At 43.8% G+C, this 331-nt stretch carries 1 tRNA gene; it reads right to left on the bottom strand.

Annotated elements, in window-relative coordinates:
* Positions 1-124: 124 nt before the first annotated feature.
* Positions 125-200, bottom strand: a tRNA-Ala gene (locus P364_RS0134200).
* Between the last annotated feature and the right edge of the window lie 131 nt (positions 201-331).

Genomic DNA, 331 nt, shown 5'->3' with positions numbered 1-331 from the left:
TAGGATGATTGTTGATCGGTCACTTGAACCGAACAAGCATTCATCCCTAAAAGGAATGTTCTAAATCGCAATTTTCGTTTCGATATCTAGTTTTCAAAGAACAAGCTAAATAGACGAAATTCTTTGGTGGAGCCAAGCGGGATCGAACCGCTGACCTCCTGCTTGCAAGGCAGGCGCTCTCCCAGCTGAGCTATGGCCCCTCAAATTCCATCAAAACTGAACAAATGGATAAGTAACTGTGTTTTTGCTTTTCATTTCATCCACACCGAAGTGATGGACCGAAACGAATCGCTGTCGCAGGTTCTGAGAACCTGCATATTTGAATGTTTCC

This window comes from Paenibacillus sp. MAEPY2 (assembly GCF_000499205.1).
In the GTDB taxonomy this organism is placed as follows: Bacteria; Bacillota; Bacilli; order Paenibacillales; family Paenibacillaceae; genus Paenibacillus; species Paenibacillus vandeheii.
Note: the sequence above shows the minus strand (reverse complement) of the source record. Positions and strands in the feature narration are given on the sequence as shown.